The organism is Kineococcus glutinatus (assembly GCF_039542765.1).
GTDB classification, from domain to species: domain Bacteria; phylum Actinomycetota; class Actinomycetes; order Actinomycetales; family Kineococcaceae; genus Kineococcus_A; species Kineococcus_A glutinatus.
Genome location: NZ_BAABIL010000573.1, coordinates 1 through 4,148, shown reverse-complemented (window position 1 = coordinate 4,148; position 4,148 = coordinate 1). Strand labels below are relative to the sequence as shown.

4 protein-coding genes and 1 pseudogene are annotated in these 4,148 nt (G+C 78.7%); 3 read left to right on the top strand and 2 right to left on the bottom strand.

Annotated elements, in window-relative coordinates:
* The 3 genes from ABEB16_RS18365 to ABEB16_RS18355 all read left to right on the top strand — a co-directional run.
* Positions 1-392 (top strand): DUF6458 family protein (locus ABEB16_RS18365; protein WP_345713659.1); only part of this gene is annotated, 392 nt, incomplete at its 5' end.
* Positions 393-554: 162 nt separating this feature from the next.
* Positions 555-803, top strand: a complete 249-nt coding sequence (locus ABEB16_RS18360) for a DUF6458 family protein (protein WP_345713658.1) — start codon at positions 555-557, stop codon at positions 801-803.
* Between the two features lie 67 nt (positions 804-870).
* Complete coding sequence (locus tag ABEB16_RS18355) at positions 871-2,427, top strand: cryptochrome/photolyase family protein (protein ID WP_345713657.1); 1,557 nt, start codon at positions 871-873, stop codon at positions 2,425-2,427.
* Between the two features lie 27 nt (positions 2,428-2,454).
* On the opposite strand, the gene ABEB16_RS18350 is transcribed toward ABEB16_RS18355, so the two are convergent.
* Positions 2,455-3,561 carry a DNA glycosylase AlkZ-like family protein gene (locus ABEB16_RS18350; RefSeq protein WP_345713656.1) on the bottom strand — a complete coding sequence of 369 codons (1,107 nt, stop codon included), beginning with the start codon at positions 3,559-3,561 and terminating at the stop codon, positions 2,455-2,457.
* A 97-nt stretch (positions 3,562-3,658) separates the two neighbouring features.
* A pseudogene (locus tag ABEB16_RS18345) lies at positions 3,659-4,148 on the bottom strand (permease); the annotation flags it as partial.

Genomic DNA, 4,148 nt, shown 5'->3' with positions numbered 1-4,148 from the left:
GGCGCCGTCCCGGCGCCGCACCGGGCGCCGCACTGCGCAGCCGCACCGCGCACCCGCACCGCGTAGCCGATCACCCGTTCGGCGCACCGCCGCCGCGCGCGGGCACCGGCCGCGACGCAGCCTGGAACCCCCACCCGTCCCCGCAGGAGGTCCTCGTGCGCATCGGTTCGGCCATCGCCCTCATCGCCGTCGGCGCGATCCTGACGTTCGCCGTCACCCTGCGGATCAGCGGCATCGACCTGTCCACCGTGGGCGTCATCCTCATGGTCGTCGGGCTCGTCGGCCTGGTGCTGGAGGTGGCGATGTTCGCCCCGCGACGGCACCGCGTGAGCACCAGCTACACCGAGCCGGTCGGCTCGGGCGTGCGGCGCACCACCGTCGACGACGTCTGAGCCGCTGCCGGCCGAGCCGCGGTCCGAGCCGCCGCCGGCTGAGCCGCAGCTGGGCACCGGCTGCGAGTCGCCGCCTGCGCTCACCCGGGCGGGGCAGCGCCGGCGCGGTGCGGCCGTGACCGGGGCGCACCCTGGGAACCCCACCACCGCAGGAGGTCCACCGTGCGCATCGGTTCCGCCATCGCGTGCATCGCCGTCGGGGCGATCCTCACCTTCGCCGTGACGTTCTCCGTCAGCGGCCTGGACCTGACGGCCGCCGGGGTCGTCCTCATGCTCGCCGGGACCCTCTGGCTGTGCCTGGAGACGTCCCTGTTCGCGCCGCAGCGGCGCACCATCGACAGCGCCGGCCACAGCCCCGCCCCGGCGCCGTACGACACGGCGGTGCGGCGCCCCACCGCGGAGGGGCGCTGATCCCCGCCGCGCGCTGAGCCCCGCCGCCCGGCTCGCGGGGCGGTGGCCGGTGCCCGAGGCTGGCGGCGTGCCGGAGGCCGAGCCCGCAGCCGAGGAGCCGCCCGCGGACGAGCTGCCCGCGCGGGACCCCGGCACCCGGCGGTGGCTGTTCGCCGACCAGCTCGGCCCGCACTTCCTCGACACCGCCGACCAGCCGGTGCTCCTCGTGGAGTCCCTGGCGGCGCTGCGCCGCAGCCGCGTGCACCGGCGCAAGGCCCACCTCGTGCTGTCCGCCCTGCGCCACCGCGCCGCCGAGCTGGGCGGGCGCGCCGAGCTCGTGCGGGCCGGCACCTACGCCGAGGCGCTCGCCCGCGCCGGGGTGGGCGCCCCGGACCCGGTGAGCGTCTGCGACCCGACCTCCTGGGGCGCGCGCCGGCTCGTCCGCCGCCTCGACGGGGTGCGGGTGCTGGCCTCCCGCGGCTTCGTCGTCTCCGAGCCGCAGTTCGCCCGCTGGGCCCGCGGCCGGGGCGGGCGCCGGCTGCTGATGGAGGACTTCTACCGCGACGTGCGCCGCCACCACGGCCTGCTCCTCGACGCCCGCGGCGGCCCCGTGGGCGGGCGCTGGAACTACGACGAGGACAACCGCGAGCCACCACCGCGCCGCGAGCGCCTCGCCGTCGCCGACCCGTGGTGGCCGCAGGAGGACGAGATCGACGCCGGGGTCCGCGAGGACCTCGACCGCGTGGAGCGCGAGCACGGCCCGGTGTTCGCCGGCGACGACGGCCCCCGCCGCTTCGCCGCCACCCGTGCGGAGGCGCTCACCGCGCTGGAGCACTTCCTCGCCGCGCGGCTGGACGCCTTCGGCCCGCACGAGGACGCGATGCTCGCCGCGGACCCGTGGATGGCGCACTCGATGCTGTCGGCCCCGCTGAACCTGGGCCTGCTCGACCCGCTGGAGGTGGCCCGCCGCGCGGAGCAGGTCGGCCGGGCCCGCGTCGCCCACCTGCCCTCGCTGGAGGGGTTCGTGCGCCAGGTCGTCGGCTGGCGCTCCTGGGTCTGGCACCTGCACTGGCACCTCGGGGAGGACCACGTCCGCAGCAACGCCCTGGGAGCGCGCGAGCCGCTGCCGGACTGGTTCGAGCGCCTGGACCCGCACTCCGCGGTCGGGGCGAACTGCCTGGCGCACGTGCTGCGCTCGGTGCGGCAGGAGGGCTGGACCCACCACGTCCCGCGGCTGGTGGTGCTGGGCGGCTGGGCGCTGCAGCGCGGCTACGACCCGGCGGCGCTGGCGGAGTGGTTCCGCCGCAGCTTCGTCGACGGCTACGAGTGGGTGATGACGACGAACGTCGTCGGGATCTCCCAGCACGCCGACGGCGGGGCGAGCGCGACGAAGCCGTACACGACGGGCGGCGCCTACGTGGACCGGATGAGCGACTTCTGCCGGGGCTGCCGCTACGACCCGGCGGTGCGGGTGGGGGAGCGGGCCTGCCCCTACACCGCGGGGTACTGGGCGTTCCTGCACCGCCACCGCGAGCGGCTGGCGGCCAACCCCCGGATGGTCCAGCCGCTGCGGGGCCTGGACCGCCTGCCGGACCTGGAGCCGCTGCTGCAGCAGGAGGCCCGGCGCGGCGCCGCGCCGCCCTGAGCGCCCGGTCGCCCGTCCGGCACCCGCTCAGCCGGTGACGGACAGCCGCGCGTCGCCGGCCCCGCGCGCGGCCGCCACCAGCGCCAGCTCCTCCTCCACCGCCCGCAGCACCGGCCGCGGCAGCGGCGCGAACGGGCTCAGCGCCACGTCGAGACGCCGCCCGGAGGTCTTCGCCCGCCACGTACCGGCCACCTCGCCGTCCACGAGCAGCGCGCCCGGGTTGGCGATGACCCGCCACACCTGCTTGCGGTGCGCGGCGTCGGGCAGCACCAGCTCGCGGTCGCGGGCCTGCAGCCACGGGTCGCCCGGGGGCAGCAGCCGCACCACGCCGCGCGCCGGTGGCCCGCCCAGCAGGGCGTCGAGGTCCTCCTCCGGCAGCTGTGCCCGCCGGCCCGCCACCGACACCGTCGCCAGCCCGCCGGGCCACACCGGCCGCACGTGCGCCTGGGTGGTGCCGAGCCAGGCGGCGGCCTCCTTCGCCGTGGCGGGGCCGTGCAGGTGCAGCCAGGTGCGCAGCAGCTCCGCCGTGCCCGCGGCCCGCGCCGGGACACCGGGCCAGCCGGGCAGCGGTTCCAGCGCGGTGCCGGGTCCCGCGCGGTGCAGCCGCACCCCGCCGGCCAGGGCGGCGAGCTGGAAGACGGTGCCCGCCACGTGGCGCGCGCCGCACGGACCGCAGTCGTAGCCCAGCGCGTCGGGCACCCGGGCGGTGACGGCGGCGCTGACCTCGCCCTTGGGCAGCCGCCGCGTCACGACCGCGGCGAACGCCTCGGCGGTGGTCCGCACCGCCTCCACGCCGAGCGCCGCGGCGCCCGGGACCTGCGAGCTGCGGATCCGCGCGCCCGCGTCGGCGTCCGACAGCGGCCACAGGGCGGCGGCCAGCGCCGCCAGCTCCTCGTCGCGGTGCAGGTGCGGGGCGCCGCGCGCCGCCCACACCAGGGTCAGCCCCTCCTCGTCGCCCGGGTCGGCCCCGCGGGCGGCGAGGGCGAGGCCGGCCGAGCCGTGCGGCACGTCGGGGACACCGAGGTCGACGACGGCCAGGTCGCGGGCGGCGGTGGGTGCGGGGCGGTGCAGCTGCTGGACGTGCAGGCGGTGCGCGAGGACCCGCGTGCGGTCCACGCTCGGCGGTGCGGCCACGCCAGGAGGGTGCCGGACCCGGCCGCGTCCGTCGAGCACCGGCGTCCGGCGGCGGTGGACGGCGCGGCGGAGCCGGGTGGTGCCGCGGTGGTACCGGTCAGGTGATCAGGGCAAGCAGCAGCGCGGCCAGCAGGCCACCGGCCACGACGAGCGCCGCCGTCCACGCCGTCACCCGCCAGGTCAGCGCCCGGCCCACCATGGCCATCGACGGCAGGCTGACGGCGGGCAGCGTGATGAGCAGGGCCCCGACGACGGCACCCCCGGCGCCGGCCGCGGCCAGGCCCTGCGCCAGCGGGATCTCCCCGGCGGTGGGCAGGACGAGCAGGGTGCCGAGGAGGAGCGCCACGAGGAGCGCCAGCACCCCCCAGGACCGCGCGGACTCCCCCAGGGGGAACAGCCAGCCGCTGAAGCAGCCCACCGCGAGGACGACGACGGCGTACTCGGGGACGACGACGGCGCCCGTGCGGGCCAGGGTCCTCAGGAAGCGGGCCGTCGTCCCGCCGGGGCGCTCGTCCGCCGCGAGCGCTCCCGCCGCGGGATCGGCGCCCGCCTCGGCGGCGCCCGCCGCGGCGGCGGCCTCCGGGTCG